Below are 18,546 nucleotides of genomic sequence, written 5' to 3' on the forward strand. Positions count from 1 at the left end.
CTTCTGGATCAGCTACCCGGTCCCGCCGCGCGCCCGATCCCGACGTCAGCGCCCGAACACCGCCGGACGCTTGGCGAGGAACGCGTCGACACCCTCGATGAAGTCGGGCGACACGAGCAGGTCGAGCTGCCCGGCGCGCTCACGCTCGAAGGCCGGGTCGAGCTGTCCGAGGGTCGCGTCGTTGATGGCGGACTTGGTGGCCGCGAACGCTTCCGAGGGTCCGTGGACGAAACGCTGCAGCAGGGCCTCGACGTCGTCGGCGAACGTTGCGTCCGGGTAGACCTCGGCGATCAGGCCCGCGTCGAGTGCGTCCGCGGCGGGAAGCCGCTCGGCGAGCAGCGCCATCTTCAGCGCACGGGCGCGGCCGATGGACGCGGCGACGAGGGCGGTGGCGCCGCCGTCCGGCATGAGGCCGATCCGCGTGAACGCGAGGAGCAGGTAGCTCGAATCCGTTGCCACGGTGAGGTCCGCGGCCAGCGCGAGCGAGACACCGACACCGGCGGCGGGCCCGTTGACGGCGGCGACAACGGGCCTCGGGAAGGCGCGCAGGGCGGCGGCCGCGCGGTTGGCGGCGTCGATGGTGGAGGCGTCGGCGGGGCCGGGTCCCCCGATCTTGTCCTTGCTCGCGGCGAGGTCGGCGCCGGTGCAGAACGCCTTGCCGGTGCCGGTGAGGAGGACGGCCTGGACCGAACGATCGTCGGCGTGCTTGTCGAGGGCGTCGGCGACGGCGTCGAGCACCTCGGTGGTCACCGCGTTCATCGACTTCGGGCGGTTGAGGCTGATTCGGAGGATTCCGTCGGCCAGGTCGACCAGAACCTCGGGGGTGTCGGTGCTCATGGTTGCCCTTCTCTCTACGTCGTCAGGGACAGCGCGACTTTGCCGGTGGCGCTGCGTGATTCGAGGCTCTTGAGTGCGTCGCCCGCGCGCTCGAGCGGGAACAGGGTCGGTTCCGCGACCTGCAGCGCGCCGGATGCCAGCAACGGTTCGAGTTCGGCCCACTGGCGGGCCGGGTAGCCGAAGTCCTCGCGGACGTACTCGCCCCACCCTGCGCCGACCACCGAGATGTTCTTCAGCAGAAGACGATTCACCTTGACCGTGGGGATCTCACCGCCGGTGAACCCGAGCACCACGTGCCTGCCGTTCGCGGCGAGACTGCGCAAGCTGTCGAGGAACCGGTCGCCGCCGACGGGGTCGAGGACGATGTCGACACCGCGGCCGCCGGTGAGTTCGGCGACGGCGTCCTTGAATCCGTCGGCGAGGACGGTGTGCGTGGCACGGTTGGCTTTCGCCACCGCGGCCTTGTCCTCGGTGCTGACGACCGCGATCGTGTCGAGCCCGAGCGCGGCCGCGACCTGCAGGCACGCAGTCCCGAGTCCGCCCGCGGCGCCGTGCACGAGGACGGTTTCCCCGGCGCGGGTCCGGGCGCGTTCGGTGAGCGCGAAGTGGGCGGTGAGGTAGTTCATGAGGAACCCGGCGCCCGCGGTGAGGGTGACGGCGTCGGGCAGGGCGAACACGGTGCTCGGGTGCACCGCGACGGTGCGCTGCCACGCCCCGCCGAACGCGAGGACCACGACGCGGTCGCCTGCGCGGAATCCGCTGTCGCCGGGCGCTTCCCGGACGATGCCCGCACCCTCGACGCCCGGGACGAACGGGGTGGGGCGGACCACCTGGTATCCGCCCGACGTCTGCAGGAAGTCGGGGAAGGAGACGCCGGCGGCGTCCAGGTCGACGACGACCTGTCCGGTCGGGTCCGGTTCCGGTAGGTCGACGGCCCGCACCCCGTCGGGTCCGATCGCTTCGACCACCTGCACTGCGCGCATGTCGGCTCACTCCCACATCGCTCGTCTCGACCGCGGTCACGGCCGAATTCATCAGTACCAGACCGAACTGAACGGGCGCTAGCTAACGTCGCCCATTGACGCCGTCCGCCACCGCGTGGTAACCATCTTAGCGAGCGTTCAGTAATCGATCACACACCGATCCGAGGAGCAGTCATGGCCGACGAGTCGACCACCGCACCCGAGCCCGCTGCGCTGTACGAGCGCCGCGGCAACGTCGCACTCATCACCCTGAACCGTCCGCGCGCGATGAACGCGGTCAACGGCGCACTGTCCACCGCCGTCGGCAACTTCCTCGAGCAGGCCGAGGGCGACAACGAGGTGCGGGTCATCGTCATCACGGGCTCCGGCCGCGCGTTCTGTGCGGGCGCCGACCTCAAGGCTCTGGGCTCCGGCCAGTCCCTCGAGGCCGAGGGCCACCCCGAATGGGGCTTCGCCGGCTTCGTCCAGCACTGGGTGAGCAAGCCGACGATCGCCGCGGTCAACGGCTTCGCCCTCGGCGGCGGCACCGAACTCGTCCTTGCCAGTGACCTCGCCGTCGTCGACGAGAACGCCCAGCTCGGCCTGCCCGAGGTCAAGCGCGGCCTGTTCGCGGCCGCGGGTGGCGTCATCCGCCTGCAGCAGCAGATCCCGAAGAAGGTCGCGCTCGAGCTGGCACTGACCGGTGAGCCGATCACTGCCGCGCAGGGCAAGGAGCTGGGCCTGGTCAACCGCGTCGCGCCCGCCGGGACCGCGCTCGACGTCGCGCTCGAACTGGCCGAGAAGATCGCCGTCAACGCACCCCTCTCGGTGCGCGAGTCGAAGGCGATGATCCACCGCACCGCACTCGGACCCGACTGGGAGCCCGGTGTGTGGGAGGCCAACCTCAAGGCCTTGCAGGTCGTTTTCACCAGCGCCGACGCCCAGGAAGGCCCCCGGGCATTCGCCGAGAAGCGCGCGCCCGTCTGGCAGGGCAAATAGCACCTCCTGGCGAGGCCGCCACCCGATCTCGGTCCGGCGCTCTGTCGAACCCCTCCGGGGCGCCGGGCCGTCACAAACCCACCACGAAAGGAACACCGTCATGACGAACGCAGTCATCGTCGACGCCGTCCGCCTCGCGTCCGGCAAGGGCAAGATGGGCGGCGCGCTGTCCGGTACCCACCCGGTCGAGCTCCTCGCCACCGTCCTGCGCTCGATCGTCGAGCGGAACAACCTCGATCCCGCACAGGTCGACGACGTGATCGGCGGCTGTGTCGCCCAGGTCGGCGAGCAGTCACTCAACATCTCCCGCACCGCGCTGCTCGCGGCGGGCTTCCCGGACTCGGTGCCCGCCACCACGATCGACCGCCAGTGCGGTTCGAGCCAGCAGGCCGCGCACTTCGCAGCGCAGGGCATCATGGCCGGCGCCTACGACATCGTCATCGCGTGTGGCGTCGAGTCGATGAGCCGCATCCCGATGGGCACCGCGTCCATGGGCAAGGACACCCACGGTCCCGGCATCCGTGCGCGCTACCCCGAGGGCCTGGTCAACCAGGGCATCTCCGCCGAGCTGATCTCCGCGAAGTGGAAGCTCGACCGCGACACCCTCGACGCGTACTCCGCGCAGTCGCACCAGCGTGCGGCCGCCGCGATCGCCGCGGGCGCCTTCGACAAGGAAATCGTTCCGATCGAGGTGACGAATGCGGCGGGCGAGACGGTCACGCACCTCCTCGACGAGACGGTCCGCGCCACCACCACCGCCGAGGGCCTCGCCGGCCTGCGTCCGTCGTTCCGCACGGACGAGTACGCCGCGCGGTTCCCGGAGGCCGGCTGGAACATCACGCCCGGCAACTCGTCGCCGCTGACCGACGGTGCGTCCGCAGTGCTGATCATGAGCGAGGAGGCCGCGACCAAGCTGGGGCTGACCCCGCGCGCCCGCTTCCACTCGTTCTCCGTCGCCGGCGACGACCCGGTCTTCATGCTCACCGCCCCGATCCCGGCCACCCACAAGGTGCTGGCTCGCGCAGGCCTGAGCATCGACGACATCGACGCGTACGAGGTCAACGAGGCGTTCGCGCCCGTGCCGCTGGCCTGGGCGCACGAGTTCAACGCGGATCCCGCGAAGCTGAATCCGCGTGGCGGCGCCATCGCCCTCGGCCACGCACTCGGTTCGTCGGGCACCCGTCTGCTCACCACCCTCGTCAACCAGCTCGAAGCGACCGGCGGACGCTACGGCCTGCAGACGATGTGTGAGGGCGCCGGCATGGCCAACGCCACCATCATCGAACGTCTCTGACCCCCACCACATCTCGAAAGGCAGCTCATGATCGTCAACGACAGCGTCGCTGTTGTCACCGGTGGCGCATCGGGCCTCGGCCTCGCCACCACCAAGGCACTCCTCGCGGACGGCGCGCAGGTCGTCATCATCGACCTGGCGTCCTCCAACGGTGAAACCGTCGCGAAGGAACTCGGCGACCGCGTCCGCTTCGTCGCGGCCGACGTCACCGACGAGGCCGCGGTCACCGCTGCCCTCGACGTCGCCGAGTCCCTCGGCCCGCTGCGTGTCGCCGTGAACTGCGCCGGCATCGGCAACGCCATCAAGACCGTCGGCAAGCAGGGCGCGTTCCCGCTCGACGCGTTCAAGAAGATCGTCGACGTCAACCTGTTCGGCACCTTCAACGTGCTCCGCCTCGCCGCCGAGCGGATCGCGAAGACCGAGCCCGTCGACGGCGAGCGCGGCGTCATCATCAACACCGCCTCCGTCGCCGCGTTCGACGGCCAGATCGGTCAGGCCGCGTACTCCGCGTCCAAGGGCGGCGTCGTCGGTATGACCCTGCCGATCGCCCGCGACCTCGCGTCGCTGCTGATCCGCGTCGTCACCATCGCACCCGGCCTGTTCAAGACGCCGCTGCTGGGTTCGCTCCCCGAGGAGGCCCAGAAGTCCCTCGGCGGACAGGTTCCGCACCCGTCGCGTCTCGGTGATCCGTCGGAGTACGGCGCTCTGGCCGCGCACATCGTGTCGAACCCGATGCTCAACGGCGAGACCATCCGTCTCGACGGCGCCATCCGCATGGCACCTCGCTGACGCACGCCAGAACCGAGGAGGGGCCGATGACTGTACAGCCGCAGACCACCACGACGTGGCGGGAGTTCGAGCCGATGCAGCTCGGCCCCATCCTCGGTAACGCACTGGACGCTTTCCACGAGAACGGTTTTCACGGCACCACCGTCCGCGACCTGGCTCGCCGGGTCGGGGTGACGGTACCCGCCCTGTACTACCACCACGAGAACAAGGAAGCGATGCTCGTGGCGCTTCTCGAGTCGGCGGTGCGCAACCTCATCGACCGCTGCCGGGCCGCGGTCACAGAGGGCGGCGACGATCCGGTCCTGCGTTTCTCGTATTTCTACGAGGCCGTGGTGCTGAACATGACGCACCGCGCCCGCCCGTCCGCCCTCGACTCCGAGGTGCGGCACCTGTCGCCGGAGAATCGCCGGAACTACGCCGCCGTCCGCAAGGAGATCGAGCTGATGCTGCTCGATCTCGTGTCCGACGGGGTCGACCGGGGTGTGTTCGTCGTCGACGACATTCCCGAAACGGTCCGCGCCCTGCTCGGCATGGGCCAGTCCATCGCGCGCTGGTTCCAGTTGGACGGGCCGTTGACCCCCGACCAGGTCGCCGCCAGCTACACCGCCATCGCCCTCCGCGTGGTCGGGTGCCAGGAGTCACCCGACCACCCGTGAGAACCGTCCACAAGGAGTGAAAACAATGCAGCGCAGGCACTTCGAATCCGATCACGAGGACTACCGCGGAACCGTCCGCGAGTTCCTCGCCCGCGAGGTCGAGCCCCACTTCCTTCAGTGGGAGGAAGACCGCCTGATCGACCGTGCGTCCTACGTCGCCGCAGGCAAGGCAGGCGTCCTCGGGCTCGGTGTCCCCGAGGAGTTCGGCGGTTCGGGCGTCACCGACTACCGCTTCCGGCAGGTCGTCTCCGAGGAGATCGCCCGCACCGGCACCACCGCGTTCGGTGGCAGCCTGGCGCTGCAGGACGACATCGCGATCCCGTACATCATTCACCTCGGTACCGCGGAGCAGAAGGATCGCTGGCTGCCGAAGATGGCCACCGGTGAGCACATCGGCGCGATCGCGATGACCGAGCCGGGCGCCGGATCGGACCTGCAGGGCGTCAAGACCACCGCCGTCCGCGACGGCGACGAGTGGGTCGTCAACGGCCAGAAGACGTTCATCACCAACGGGATCCACTCCGATCTCGTCATCGTCGTGTGCCGCACCGATCCCGGCGCCGGCTCGAAGGGCTTCTCGCTGATCGTCGTCGAGCGCGACACTCCCGGGTTCAGCCGTGGACGCAAGCTGCACAAGGTCGGGCTCGCCGCGCAGGACACCGCCGAACTGGTCTTCGAGAACGTTCGCGTGCCCGCGGAGAACCTCCTCGGCACCGAGGGCCGCGGGTTCATCCACCTGATGGAGAACCTGCCGCTCGAGCGCATCGGCATCGCCGTCGGCGCCGTCACCGCTGCCCGCGCCGCGTACGAGTGGACGAAGAACTACGCGTTCGAGCGTCAGGCGTTCGGCAAGCCGATCGGCGATCTGCAGAACACCCGTTTCGTGCTCGCCGAGATGCTCACCGAGATCGAGATCACCGAGTCGCACATCGACCGCTGCGTCATCGCCCTCAATGCGGGTGAGCTGACGGCTGTCGACGCGTCGAAGGCGAAGTGGTGGGCCACCGAGCTGCAGAAGCGCGTCGTCGACCGCGGCGTCCAGGTGCACGGCGGTTACGGCTTCATGATGGAGTACCCGATCGGTCGCGCCTACGTCGACACTCGCATCCAGACGATCTACGGCGGCACCACCGAGGTCATGAAGGAGATCATCGGCCGCGACATCGCCGCCGAGTTCAAGTAGTTCGCAATCCACTCTCGCGAGTGAGGGGAATCCGGGGCCGGTCGATCGGCCTCCGGGTTCCCCTCACTCGTTTCCGAAGGAGGACAACGTGTTCGATCTGAACGGAAAGCGCGCTCTGGTGACGGGCGGATCCGCGGGCATCGGCCTCGGCATGGCACGCGGGCTCGCCAAGGCGGGCGCGGACGTCGCAGTATGGGGCCGATCGCCGGAGCGGCTGCGTGACGCCGCCGCGGACCTCGCGGAGCACGGTGGACGGATACTCGATCTTCTGACCCCTGCGTTACTTCCTGAATGGCCCATTCATTCGGTCAGACCGAATGAATGGGCCATTCAGGAAGAAGGCGCGCGGGCACCGAACAACTAGAGGGCGGCCAGGGCGACCTTCGCGGCGGCGTACTCGGACGTCAGGCGCTCGACGAGTTCCGAAGCGGGCACCACCGCGTCGACTGCGCCGACGCCGTGGCCTGCGCCCCAGATGTCGCGCCACGCCTTCGCTTCGCGTCCCTTGCCCGCCGTGTCGCCGCCGTCGGCGGTGCCAAAGTCCATCGCGGTCGGGTCCGAGACGGGGAGGTTGTCGGCGTCGAGACCGGCGGCGGTGATGCTGCCGCGCAGGTAGTTTCCGTGGACTCCGGTGAACAGGTTGGAGTACACGATGTCGCCGGCCTTCGAGTCGACGACCATCTTCTTGTAGCCGTCGGCGGCGTTCGCCTCCTCGGTGGCGATGAACGCCGATCCGATGTAGGCGAGGTCCGCGCCCGCGGCCTGCGCGGCGAGGATGGAGCGGCCGTGCGCGATGGAGCCGGACAGCAGCACCGGCCCGTCGAACCATTCGCGGATCTCCTGGACCAGCGCGAACGGCGACTGCGTTCCTGCGTGCCCTCCGGCGCCCGCGGACACGGCGATGAGGCCGTCGGCACCCTTCTCGATCGCCTTGCGGGCGAACCGGTCGTTGATGATGTCGTGCAGGACGATGCCACCGTACGAGTGGATGGCCGCGTTGACGTCCTCGCGCGCTCCGAGGGAGGTGATGACGATCGGCACCTGGAACTCGACGACGGTCGCGAGGTCCTCCTCGAGCCGGTCGTTGGACTTGTGCACGATCAGGTTGACCGCGAAAGGGGCCGACGGCGTGTCGGGGTTGTTGGCGTCGTACTTGGCCAACGCCTCGGTGATCTGCGTCAGCCATTCGCGCAGTTGCGCCTGCGGGCGCGCGTTCAGCGTCGGGAACGAGCCGACGATGCCGGCCGTGCACTGGGCGATGACGAGGTCGGGTCCGGACACGATGAACATCGGCGACGCCACGACGGGCAGCCGCAGCCGGTCCTTCAGGATCGAGGGCAGGGCCATGTGATTCTCTCCTTGAACAGCAGGCAGGTAGTTAGAGCATCTCACGGTTACCTAGCGATCGCTAGGGGGTTGAGACCGCGAATCCACCGTGGCGGTCGTCACAACCATTCATGCCCCGTCAGTGCTGGTCAAGCACCGAATCCGGCGGCCGCATTCAGCGTCGAATGCCCAGAACCACGAGCGATGGACGGTGGGCCGAACTCCACCTCCGTTGATGCACGATCGGCTCACCTGCGTACTACAACTGCTCCGGAGTTGCCGAGCAGATCCGGCAGCCTACCGAGATCCGCTCTCGCGCAGGAGTCCTGTCCAGTTCCAGTCGCGACTACGGCACGGACTCCGTCATCGGCGCCACACTCGTCAGCGATCAGGGATTCGCACATCTCATTGACGAATGCGTTCAGCCGGTCGGGGCGATGCAGGCGAACCACGGCGCCGCCATCGCGATCGCGAAGGACCGTTCCCTCGAGTGCAGTCGATCGTCGCTCACGACTCCCCCGCCGTCGCTTTCATCGCGACTTTGCGAATCACTCTGCGATGTAACGCTACTCGTCGAGGGCGGTCATTCTGGAGCGTTTGCCGTTCGGCGATCTGGGTGCTGGTCCGCGCATCGCGACTCACCGGAGCACCTGCGTCTGGCGACGAACAGCGGAACGCCGTCCTCACGGAGGCTGACGGCCCCTGCTCTACCGCCTCGGACGAGGCGACCCAGGACGACCCGACGGGTCAGGGTCGTTCGAACAGGTCGACCGCTGTCGTCACTCGGTCGTTCGGCAGTTCCTCCGCGAGATTCTCGCCGGTGCGCAGCCAACCCCCACGGAGGGCCGATCGAAGCCAGTTGTCCAGGGAGACCTGGGTTTCGAAACGGAGAACGATGACGCACACGTCCGAGGTGCTGCTCTCCTTGAGCCATCCGCCGCCGAGGAACCCGGGGAAGATTCGGGCGAGACCGAGACCGCTCTGGATCCAGTCGGTGAACTCGTCGTCCCGCCCTGGCCGAATCCGGCGGACGATCGTGGTCGTCACGTTCGCGCCCGCGGCCGCGCCGGAACCGATGCCTGTCGACCCGACTCCCTCGGTGCTGTTCACTGTTCCCGCCTCGACTCCCGCGCACGTCCACGCGTGCGACCAACCCAAAATAGCAGCACAACGACCGGAGGCGACGCTCCGGAACTAACGACGTCGGAGCGCCCCGGAGTCGTTCACGGTGGCGACCATCGCCTCGCCTCTGACTGGCGATCGGTGATCGGTGATCGGTGACGGAGCACCGCCCCCCTGGGGGATCCGTAGGTCGTCGCGCATGCCGCCGACCACGGTGGGTGCCACGATGACACCCTGGTCCACCCGGCCTGCCACCACCGAGCCCCACCGTTGCGCCGTCCTCGACAATCACCTGCTCGACGAGTCACGAGGAGTGGACGAGGAAGTTCGTCGGCTCCTCCGGATTGCCGATCAGCAGTGAGCCGAAGGACAGGTTTGACGCCTCGCTCAGCTCATTGTTCCGGCTGCGGGCGAACAGGACTCGGGTCGGCGTGCCGCAGAAACCGCCCGCACCAGCCTGTGGCTCAGATCTGCATCGTCCAGGATGACGGCGGCCGACCGCGTAGGTCCCCGCCGGGTCACCCTCGACAGGCAGGACTTCCCGGGAAGGGCGGAACACCGAAACGACACCCGACCGCGGTGACCGCAGCCATCCGCTCGACCGGGTTCCGGTTCTGCAGGGCGGGGAGCAGCCCGTCCTGGATCAGCGCGGATTTGGCATCCGGCGCGAGGGCATTTGCATCGAGAGTTCCTCGGATACGAGCAAATTCGGTGAGCTCGTCGTACACCATCGACAGCGTCGCCTCCGTGGTGTGATCCTCGGCAGCAACATCGGCAAACCCGACTCCGGTCTCGTACTCGTGCCGGACGGCATGCGGTCCCTGGTCGCACGTCGGCGTGTTCAGGTCAATCCGGAACTCCGGACTCTCCGGCGTCGGAGCCGTGACCGTGCCCGCGTCCGTGCAGACATGGTGCGAGATCCGGTCGGCGAGGGCGTGGAGGTAAATGCCGATCCGCGCGTTCCAGGACGCGGCGCCGACCCAGGAGTCGAACTGCGATGACGTCACCCCATCCGAAATAACTTGCTGTCCAGTCATGTTGGTGAACGGAATCGCGATCGGACTCACGACGCTGTACGTGCCATTGATCGTCGCGGGCGCGGGTTCGTCGTAGCACGTCGCACCAGTGGCATAGTCGCCGTGTGCCGACGGATTTGTGAAACCTCCCGTGCACAGCGGAGCATCGCTACCCGGACCGGCCATCGCCCACCGTCGGACGTGCGTCAGCATGACCTCGCTGTTCGGGTCGTTCACATCCGGCCGCAGGCCGTCCGGTTGCGGGTCGGCGGGACCGCGCATCGTCGGCAGGAAGTGGAACAGGAAGCCACCAGTGGCGAAATGCGTGCGGACGAGGCCGCTGATGTCCGCGGTCGTCAGCGCGGCGGCATCCGGCACCGGGGCACCCCGGACGTCACGGGGTACGAACGTCCCGAGATCGGTGGCCTCGTCGTACGCCCCGATCCAGTACGCGTCCTGCTCCGAGAACCCGACGGACCTCGCGATGATGTAGGAGGAGTCGGAGTGGACCAGGCTGCGCCCGCCGAGCGGTTGCGTGAGGGTGTAGCCGTACCGGACGAACGCCTCGAGACCACACAGCGGTCCGTTCGGGTCGTCGACCGGACAGGGTGGCGGCAGGGGTGCGCAATTGTGCGGCGGCGCACCACCCGGGGTGTAGCAGATGTCCTCCGCAAAGCCGTGAGCCTGCGGCGGTGCGACGACGAACGCCGCGCCGACAAGCGTCAGCATCACAGTGGTCACGCTCCGAATGCGGCCGCTCATCACGAGCACCTTTCGGTTGTCCAACCCCCGAATCACCGTACACCCGACGACAGCACCCCGAACCCGAATACATGCAGGTCACAGCTTGATCACCGACTACACGCACTCCTAACCGGCGGTGACCGCCGACCTCAGTGCGGGGTCCGTCGCCGGTGTCTGCAGGACGCCGGATCGCACCGGCGCGTCGATCTCGGTGTCGTCCATGCCGAGCAACTCGGCGCAGATCTGCCGCGTCTACTCGCCCGCGAGCGGCGCCTGTCGGGCGGGCGGGTCAGCGGCCCGGCACGGTCACCGCGCCGAGGCGGACGCCTTGGTTTCCGACACCACGATCCGCAGGTTGATCTACGCCAACTCCGTCACCCCCGGTGGCGTGGCCACCCGGATCACGGAACACGGCGCCGGTCTCCAAGGGAGACGCCCTGGACGCGAGTGTCGACCACGTCCGCAAGGGGTTGGCGTCGTTCCAGCCGATCCCCCGCGCCGGCGAGGGCGAGGACATCGCCGGCGCCATCGCCTACCTGGTCTCCGACGACGCGTCCTTCGTGACCGGGCAGAACATCGTCGTCGACGGTGGCCTCACCCTCGGGAAGGCGTGGCCCGGAAACTACCGCGCCGAGGCGGACGTCACCGCGTCGACGTGATCCGACCCGACGTCGGTCCTCGGCCGAATCACCCTGCAGTCGAATCGATCACCCGGGCGACGCGCCCGTCGGTGACGGCGTCGGCGCGGGAGGTGTCCTTGAGATCGACCCCCGAGCGCCCCAATTGTCGGGCACCGGCGACGAGGCCGGACACCACCCGCGCGGCGACGGTGTACGCGAGCCCGTCGGGTGGGTGGATGTTCGACACACAGTTCCGGTCGGCGTCGGTGCGTCCCGGAGCCGGCCGGTGGGTGAGGTAGACACCCACGCTGTCCGCCACCGACAATCCCGGGCGCTCCCCGATCAGGACCAGCACCGTGCGGACCCCGAGGGCTGCGGCGATGTGATCGCCGAGTGCCACCCGGGCCTGTGTCGCGATCACCGGTGGCGCGATGCTGTAGCGGCCGTCGAACTCCGCGACCAGGGCCGTCAGCAGCTGCACCCCGTGATCTGTGATCGCGCGCGGCGACAACCCGTCTGCGAGAACGACTCCGATGTCTGCGCTCGTCGCCGGAACCGCCGACAGATCGGCCGGTTCCCGTCCGAGATCCGGGCGGCGCAGATACTCACCGCGGTCCGCCGCCCGACTCGTGACGACGGGGGGCCGTCCCAGCCCGACGGACTCGACCCGGTCGACCAGCGACCCCGTGTCGAGGGGATCGTGGACGGCGTCGCGCGCGGCGGCATGAGCGGCCCGGAACTCGAGTACCCGTGCCGTCGGCAACGCGTCACCGGAGCGGCCCAGCCCGATCCGCGCCTGCGTCGTGCTGCGCAGGTCGTCCCAGAAGCTCTGCAGGGCAGGATCGTCCACGTCACTTCACCCCCGTCAGCGCGCGCAGCGGCGAGGTCGCCGCATCCACCGGCAGCACGCGGCCGCCCTCGTCCATCAGGCCGAGTCGTTGCAGCCAGTTCTCGAACTCGGGCGCCGGACGCAATCCCAGGACCTGCCGGGCATAGAGGGCGTCGTGAAACGACAGGCTCTGGTAGCCGAGCATCACGTCGTCCGCGCCGGGCACCGTGATCACGAAGGCGGCGCCCGCCACTCCGAGCAGGGTGAGCAACGTGTCCATGTCGTCCTGGTCGGCCTCGGCGTGGTTCGTGTAGCAGACGTCGACGCCCATCGGCAGCCCGAGGAGTTTGCCGCAGAAGTGGTCCTCGAGCCCGGCCCGAATGATCTGCTTGCCGTCGTAGAGGTATTCCGGCCCGATGAACCCGACCACGGTGTTGACCAGCAGCGGTTCGAGGTCACGCGCGACGGCGTAGGCGCGGGTCTCGAGGGTCTGCTGATCGACGGGACGACCCCCGGTACCGAGGTGCGCTCCGGCGCTGAGCGCGGACCCCTGTCCCGTCTCGAGGTACATGACGTTGTCGCCGACGGTACCGCGGCGCAGGGACCGTCCCGCCGCGTTCGCCTCCCGCAGCAGTGCGACGTCCACGCCGAAGGACGAGTTGGCGCCCTCGGTGCCGGCAATGGACTGGAACACCAGGTCGACCGGTGCGCCCTGCTCGATCAGGCCCATCGTCGTCGTCACGTGCGAGAGCACACACGACTGCGCGGGTATGTCGAAGCGCTGCCGGATCTCGTCGAGCAGGTGCAACAGATCCGCCGTGGCGTGCGGTGAATCCGTCGCCGGGTTGATCCCGATCACCGCGTCCCCGCACCCGAGCAGCAGCCCGTCCAGCGTCGCCGCCGCGATCCCGCGCGGGTCGTCGGTCGGGTGGTTCGGCTGCAGCCGGGTACCGAGCCGTCCGGGCAGCCCGAGCGTCGTCCGGAACGCCGCGGTCACCTCCACGGCGCGCGCAACGGTGATCAGATCCTGGTTGCGCATGATCTTGCTGACCGCCGCGACCATCTCCGGCGTCAATCCCGGCGCGACCCGGCGCAGCACCTCGGCCGCGTCCGACCCCGCCGCGGTGGCCAGCAGCCAGTCCCGCAGTCCGCCGACCGTCAGGTGGGAGATCTCCGCGAACGCGACCCGGTCGTGGGTGTCGATGATCAGCCGCGTCACCTCGTCGTTCTCGTACGGGACCAGCAGGTCCTCGAGGAAGGTCGCGAGCGGGACCTCGGCGAGCGCCCACTGCGCGGCCGCCCGCTCGGCGTCCGACCCGGCCGCGCATCCGGCGAGCTCGTCGCCGCTGCGTAGCGGCGTCGCCTTGGCCATCAGGTCGACGAGTCCGTGGAAGGTGTGGCCGACCCCGGCCACCTGTTGGGTGAAGGTCGTCATTCCAGTTCATCCTCCGCCGCCGCGAGGGCCGCGAACTCTTCGTCGGGAGAGTTCGCAACGAGATGATGTCGACTGTAGAGGCCGAAGTAGGCCATGAACGCGGCGAACGCGCCGAGCGTCCACAGGGCGGCGACCGGATCCACCAGGAACGTCGCGACCACCGCGACAGCCGCGACCACCAGGGCGAACGACGTGGTGACGATTCCACCGGGCGTCCGGTACGGCCGGTGCATCCCGGGCTCGCGGCGCCGCAGCACGATGTGGCTCACCATCATCAGGACGTAACTGACCGCCGCTCCGAACACGGCCATGTTCAGCAGCATCGCACCCTCACCGGTGAGCGAGAGGACGAAGCCGATGGCGCCGGGAACGATCAGCGCGAGGGTGGGCGCCTTCCTCGAGTTCGTGATCGACAGGTTCTTCGGCAGGTATCCCGCACGAGACAGCGCGAACGTCTGCCGGGAGTAGGCGTACATGATCGAGAAGAAGCTGGCGACGAGCCCGGCCAGCCCGATGTAGTTGACGACCTTCGCGGCCGTACCGTCCCCGAGTGCCTCGACGAGCGGGTTCCCGGACGTCGACAGCGCCTCGGCGCCCAGCGCCCCGGTGGCGAGGAACAGCACCGTCGCGCCGGTGACCAGCAGCACCAGCATGCTGATGATGATTCCGCGCGGCACGTTCTTCTCCGGTTCCCGCGCTTCCTCCGCGGCGAGCGGGACTCCCTCGACGGCCAGGAAGAACCAGATCGCGAACGGGACCGCGGCCCAGATTCCGAACAAACCGAACGGCAGGAATTCCGATGCCCCGACCGCGTCGGTGGGAGCGATGTCCGTGAGATTGCCCGAGTCGAACAGCCCGATCGCGGAGATCGCGAAGACCACCAGCCCGACCAGCGCGATCGCGGTGATGACGAACATCGCCTTGAGCGCCTCGCCCGCACCGGTCAGGTGGATTCCGATGAAGAGGGCGTAGACGGCGAGATACACCCACCACCCGTCGGTGATGCCGAACAGGTTCAGCGACTCGACGTATCCGCCGATGAAGGTCGCGATCGCCGCAGGCGCGATGGAGTACTCGATGAGAATCGCTGTGCCGGTTGCGAACCCACCCCACGGACCGAGCGCCCGACGAGCGAACGTGTACCCACCGCCCGCGGCGGGCAACGCGGACGACAGCTCGGCCATACCGAGCACCATCGCGAGATACATGCCTGCGATGACGACGGCGGCGATGAGCAGCCCTCCGAATCCACCCTCCGCGAGGCCGTTGTTCCAGCCCGCGTAGTCGCCGGAGATGACGTAGCTGATACCCAGCCCGGCGAGGAGCAACCAGCCCGCGGACCCCTTACGCAGTGTCCGCTTCTCGAGATAGGCGCGATCCTCGTCGTGGAAGTCGGCGCCGTCGTGGTGGGCGGCGGTGTCCGAGTTCTGTGGGATCTCCTTCAGTGACATGCCACCACCCGTTCATGTGTCGATCGAAGGCGCGAACGCCTCCGTTGTGATGCACGACACTATGGGGCTCGGCGTTGCAACCACGTTGCGAACGGGATCCGCCCTACCCGAGCAGGTCATGCCCACCAGCCCCGCTTTCGCGGCGGCGTACGCGCTCATGCCCGGCGACGGGCAGCCCGCGGTAGCCGACCGCCCGCAGGATCAGGCCGCACTCGATGCGATCCGCGGTGTGCCCGTCGGCGACCAGGAGAGCCTCGGCGCGGTCCTGCCCCAGCACCTCCCGAGGGGTGGCACCGAAACGCAGGACGATGCGCCTGTTCCCGGGGTCGGCTCCCGCCGCGAGTACTCCGCCAGAATCCTCAGCTTGGCCGGGGCGTCCGGGCCCGCCGTCACGGGGGCGTCGACGAGGACGTCGATGCCCGGCAGAGACCTGAGCGCGAGCAGTTCGGGGGTGGTGCACGCCGCGTGTTCGGGACCGCGGCGGCCGAGCACCACCACCTCCTCGATCCGGCTGTCCGCCAGCGCAGCCAGTGGGTGATCGGCGATGTCGGTACGGAGCAACGTCTCCACGTCGGACACGAGTATGCGCGCGACGTTGCCGTTGCCGCCCACGACATCACGCGTGCCGGTCAGGTCGAACGAGCGAGCAGCGTGGTCGGGGTGGCCGTTGTACCAGGCCACGAACTCGCGGGCAGCGTGTGCTCAGCGAGTCGGGACGCGCCATCGAGCTGACCCGCGAGCTGTGGGGCCCGATCCTCACCGACGAACAGGCAGCGGGAAACATCCGCGCCGACCTCGACCTGCGGATGCTCTCCGAATGGATCTCCGAGCTCGAGATCATGTACATCAGCCAGTACGGCACCGACGACAACGCCCTCGAGCGGGTCCGCGAGAAACTCAGGGCCTTCGTCGTCCCCGCGCTCCTGCCCCGTCGGCCCTGATCGTCAGGAGGGCCTCGACCAGCCGGCGACCGTCACCGCGAGCGCGTCCACGTACGTCTCGAACGCCCGGTTCACCCGGTCCCGGTCGCCGGTGGCGAGCAGGTCGAGCGTCAGACCCCGCACCTGCGCGAGGACCAGCGTCGCCCGCGCCGACACCTCGGCGTCGGGGCAGCCCGCGGCCCTCAGTCCGGACTCGAGAACGGTGAGCCACTGCCCGACGAACCGGTCGAGGAAACGCGGATTCTGGTCCGGCTTGAGGACGGCCTGAACATAGATCTCCAGCATGACGCGGAACCGCGACAGCTGGGCCGGCTGCATCCGCACCTGCCACCAAGTGCGGAGAATTTCCATTGGGTTGTCGAGGTTTTCGGCTGTCAGCTCGACCGGGATCGACTCGCCGCGCATCCGCTCGATCACCTCGGCGAGCAGATTCTCCTTGCTCCCGAAGTGATGCAGGAGCGAGGCGTGCGAGACTCCGACCGACTTCGCGAGCGGACGCATCGACAGCTCGGCCACCCCGTTCTCGATCACGTAGGCCGTGACCGCGTCGAGCAGCTCGTCCCGGCGCCCCGCATATCGCAGCGTGCGCCCGTCGATGCGCCCCGTCCCTGTCACCAACTCAGCGTACGGGCCGATCAGCCCGCCGGGTGAAACCCGATCAGCCCGCCGGGTGAAACCCGATCAGCCCGCCGGGTGGAACCCGATCACCCCATCGGGTCGTCGACGACGTCCACCGCAGGAACCCGGAACGGCGGCAGCACCAGTCCCCAGCGCACGCACTCCCATCCGCCCGCCGCGGTCGGGGCGAGTTCGATCGTCTGGGTGTTGTCGAGGTGCGTGTCGGCGGAGAACCGCCCGTCGAGACCGGTCAGGTGCGCCGCGACCAGCCGGATCGCCGCACCGTGGCTGACCACGAGCACGTCGCCTTCGTCGTCGCTGCCGTCCAGATACTGCGAACGGAGGGAGTCCACCACCGGCAGGTACCGCTCCAGCACGTTCTCGCCGGACTCCCCGCCCGGAATCCGGGCACCCAACTCACCGATGTGCCACGAATGGAACACCGAGGCGAACAACTCGTGGGAGGCACGGTCGGAGCGGTCCTCCAGCTCACCGGCCTGCGCCTCGTGGATGCCCTCACGGACCTGCACGACGATCCCGGACGCCTGTTCGATGTAGCTCGCGGTCTGCCTCGCCCGCAACGCTTCCGAGGCCACCACTGCCTTGGGAAGGGGTCCGGCCAGCGCCGATCCGAACGTCTTCGCCTGTCCCTCACCGAACTCGGTGAGCCGGGCACCGGGCAGCCGGGTGTCCAACCGCCTCGCGACATTCGCCTCGGTCTGTCCGTGCCGGACCAGGATCAGCTTGCCCGCCAACTCAGTTCGTCCCTTCGTTCTCGCCCGCGACGATGCGCTGCAACCAGTCGTTCGCCTCGTCGTCCGACGGAGGCCGTTTGCCGCCGTCCGTCGCGGCAGGCCAGGATCCGAGGAACCGGACCGTGTGCTTGCGGTGCAACGCCTTGAGCGCCTCCGCTACGGCGGAGTCCTCGATGTGCCCGGTGCAATCCAGGTAGAAGCGGTAGGTGCCGAACTCGATACGGGTCGGACGGGATTCGATGCGGGTGAGGTCGATTCCGCGGGTGGCGAATTCGGACATCGCGCTGACGAGCGAGCCCGGCTCGTGGTTGAGCTGGAGGACGACGGAGGTCCGGTCCGATCCGGTCGCGGGTGGCACCGGCGCAGGGCGGGTGACGAGTACGAATCGTGTTCGGGCACCGGCGAAGTCCGCGACGTCGGACGCGAGCGCAACCAGGCCGAGCCGTTCGCCGGCCAGTGCCGTCGACACCCCGGCGTCGGCGCGTCCCGCTGCCACGTCCTCGGCGGCCCCGGCGTTGGAGGATGCGGATTCGACGGCGGCGTCCGGCAGCGTGCTTTCGATCCACTCCCGCACCTGGGCCTCGGCGACCGGGTAGGCGCGGATCGTGCGGACGTCGCCGAGGGTCGTCCCCGGCCTGCCGACGATCGTGAAGCTGACGTCCAGCTCCGTCTCGGCCATGATCTGCAGACGCTCGCCCACCGCGAGCGCGTCGAGCGTCGGCCGCACCGGCCCCTCGACGGAACTCTCGATCGGGACCACGGCCCCGTCCACCGAGCCGTCCCGGACCAACGCCAGGGCGGCGGGCGGGCTGGATGCGGCGACCCGCTCCACGGCTCCGGCAAGGACACCCGACGACTCGAATTGGGCGAGCGCCATCTCGGTGAAGGTCCCGGACGGTCCGAAGTAAGCGATACGCGGCACCCGTCCAGGTTACGCAGCGTGCGGGCCGCCCCCGCCCCCGCCACGAC

19 protein-coding genes and 1 pseudogene are annotated in these 18,546 nt (G+C 68.8%); 8 read left to right on the forward strand and 12 right to left on the reverse strand.

What is annotated here, in order from left to right; all coding sequences use genetic code 11:
• Positions 1–45: 45 nt before the first annotated feature.
• Complete coding sequence (locus tag FFS72_RS25520; protein ID WP_137876570.1) at positions 46–837, reverse strand: enoyl-CoA hydratase; 792 nt, start codon at positions 835–837, stop codon at positions 46–48.
• 14 nt (positions 838–851) lie between these two features.
• Positions 852–1,820 (reverse strand): NADPH:quinone oxidoreductase family protein, encoded by a 969-nt coding sequence (locus tag FFS72_RS25525; RefSeq protein WP_137876571.1) that lies wholly within the window; start codon positions 1,818–1,820, stop codon positions 852–854.
• Positions 1,821–1,994: 174 nt separating this feature from the next.
• On the opposite strand from FFS72_RS25525, the gene FFS72_RS25530 reads away from it, so the two are divergent.
• From FFS72_RS25530 to FFS72_RS26900, 6 genes and pseudogenes are all read left to right on the forward strand, one after another.
• Positions 1,995–2,798, forward strand: coding sequence for a crotonase/enoyl-CoA hydratase family protein (locus FFS72_RS25530; RefSeq protein WP_137876572.1), 804 nt, complete (start codon positions 1,995–1,997; stop codon positions 2,796–2,798).
• Between the two features lie 100 nt (positions 2,799–2,898).
• A complete protein-coding gene (locus FFS72_RS25535) occupies positions 2,899–4,092 on the forward strand; it encodes a thiolase family protein (RefSeq protein ID WP_137876573.1) in 1,194 nt (397 codons plus the stop codon).
• Positions 4,093–4,119: 27 nt separating this feature from the next.
• Positions 4,120–4,881 (forward strand): 3-hydroxyacyl-CoA dehydrogenase, encoded by a 762-nt coding sequence (locus tag FFS72_RS25540; RefSeq protein WP_137876574.1) that lies wholly within the window; start codon positions 4,120–4,122, stop codon positions 4,879–4,881.
• Between the two features lie 26 nt (positions 4,882–4,907).
• On the forward strand, positions 4,908–5,537 hold the full coding sequence (locus FFS72_RS25545; protein WP_137876575.1) for a TetR/AcrR family transcriptional regulator: 630 nt from the start codon (positions 4,908–4,910) through the stop codon (positions 5,535–5,537).
• Between the two features lie 25 nt (positions 5,538–5,562).
• Positions 5,563–6,720, forward strand: coding sequence for an acyl-CoA dehydrogenase family protein (locus FFS72_RS25550; protein ID WP_137876576.1), 1,158 nt, complete (start codon positions 5,563–5,565; stop codon positions 6,718–6,720).
• Positions 6,721–6,808: 88 nt separating this feature from the next.
• Positions 6,809–6,982: pseudogene (locus FFS72_RS26900) on the forward strand (SDR family NAD(P)-dependent oxidoreductase); the annotation flags it as partial.
• 98 nt (positions 6,983–7,080) lie between these two features.
• Here FFS72_RS26900 and FFS72_RS25560 read toward each other — a convergent pair.
• The 3 genes from FFS72_RS25560 to FFS72_RS25570 all read right to left on the reverse strand — a co-directional run bounded on the left by FFS72_RS25560 (position 7,081) and on the right by FFS72_RS25570 (position 10,946).
• The gene (locus tag FFS72_RS25560) at positions 7,081–8,067 is read right to left on the reverse strand and encodes an NAD(P)H-dependent flavin oxidoreductase (protein WP_137876577.1); all 987 of its coding nucleotides are present in this window, start codon (positions 8,065–8,067) and stop codon (positions 7,081–7,083) included.
• Positions 8,068–8,793: 726 nt separating this feature from the next.
• Positions 8,794–9,156 carry an antibiotic biosynthesis monooxygenase gene (locus tag FFS72_RS25565; RefSeq protein WP_249353533.1) on the reverse strand — a complete coding sequence of 121 codons (363 nt, stop codon included), beginning with the start codon at positions 9,154–9,156 and terminating at the stop codon, positions 8,794–8,796.
• 530 nt (positions 9,157–9,686) lie between these two features.
• Positions 9,687–10,946, reverse strand: coding sequence for a hypothetical protein (locus tag FFS72_RS25570; protein WP_137876578.1), 1,260 nt, complete (start codon positions 10,944–10,946; stop codon positions 9,687–9,689).
• A gap of 365 nt (positions 10,947–11,311) precedes the next feature.
• On the opposite strand from FFS72_RS25570, the gene FFS72_RS26620 reads away from it, so the two are divergent.
• Entirely contained in the window at positions 11,312–11,587 is a 276-nt protein-coding gene (locus tag FFS72_RS26620; protein ID WP_502704158.1) for an SDR family oxidoreductase, read from the forward strand.
• 28 nt (positions 11,588–11,615) lie between these two features.
• Here the strand turns inward: FFS72_RS26620 and eutC are convergent, their stop codons facing one another.
• The 4 genes from eutC to FFS72_RS25595 all read right to left on the reverse strand — a co-directional run bounded on the left by eutC (position 11,616) and on the right by FFS72_RS25595 (position 15,944).
• A complete protein-coding gene (gene eutC / locus FFS72_RS25580; protein WP_137876579.1) occupies positions 11,616–12,398 on the reverse strand; it encodes an ethanolamine ammonia-lyase subunit EutC in 783 nt (260 codons plus the stop codon).
• A gap of 1 nt (position 12,399) precedes the next feature.
• Positions 12,400–13,812 (reverse strand): ethanolamine ammonia-lyase subunit EutB, encoded by a 1,413-nt coding sequence (locus tag FFS72_RS25585; RefSeq protein WP_137876580.1) that lies wholly within the window; start codon positions 13,810–13,812, stop codon positions 12,400–12,402.
• Positions 13,809–15,263, reverse strand: coding sequence for an ethanolamine permease (gene eat / locus FFS72_RS25590; RefSeq protein ID WP_137876581.1), 1,455 nt, complete (start codon positions 15,261–15,263; stop codon positions 13,809–13,811). Before eat ends, FFS72_RS25585 begins: the two co-directional genes overlap by 4 nt.
• A 201-nt stretch (positions 15,264–15,464) precedes the next feature.
• Positions 15,465–15,944 carry a ferredoxin--NADP reductase domain-containing protein gene (locus FFS72_RS25595; protein WP_249353534.1) on the reverse strand — a complete coding sequence of 160 codons (480 nt, stop codon included), beginning with the start codon at positions 15,942–15,944 and terminating at the stop codon, positions 15,465–15,467.
• 17 nt (positions 15,945–15,961) lie between these two features.
• On the opposite strand from FFS72_RS25595, the gene FFS72_RS25600 reads away from it, so the two are divergent.
• Positions 15,962–16,204 (forward strand): hypothetical protein, encoded by a 243-nt coding sequence (locus FFS72_RS25600; RefSeq protein ID WP_249353535.1) that lies wholly within the window; start codon positions 15,962–15,964, stop codon positions 16,202–16,204.
• 3 nt (positions 16,205–16,207) lie between these two features.
• Here the strand turns inward: FFS72_RS25600 and FFS72_RS25605 are convergent, their stop codons facing one another.
• The 3 genes from FFS72_RS25605 to pheA form a co-directional block, all read right to left on the reverse strand.
• Positions 16,208–16,819 (reverse strand): TetR/AcrR family transcriptional regulator, encoded by a 612-nt coding sequence (locus FFS72_RS25605; RefSeq protein WP_137876582.1) that lies wholly within the window; start codon positions 16,817–16,819, stop codon positions 16,208–16,210.
• A gap of 89 nt (positions 16,820–16,908) precedes the next feature.
• Positions 16,909–17,577, reverse strand: coding sequence for a histidine phosphatase family protein (locus tag FFS72_RS25610; RefSeq protein ID WP_137876583.1), 669 nt, complete (start codon positions 17,575–17,577; stop codon positions 16,909–16,911).
• 1 nt (position 17,578) lies between these two features.
• Positions 17,579–18,499: a prephenate dehydratase gene (gene pheA, locus FFS72_RS25615; protein ID WP_137876584.1), complete on the reverse strand. Its 921-nt coding sequence runs from the start codon at positions 18,497–18,499 to the stop codon at positions 17,579–17,581.
• Positions 18,500–18,546 lie beyond the last annotated feature (47 nt).

The organism is Rhodococcus sp. Q (assembly GCF_005503035.1).
Classification (GTDB): Bacteria; Actinomycetota; Actinomycetes; order Mycobacteriales; family Mycobacteriaceae; genus Rhodococcus_G.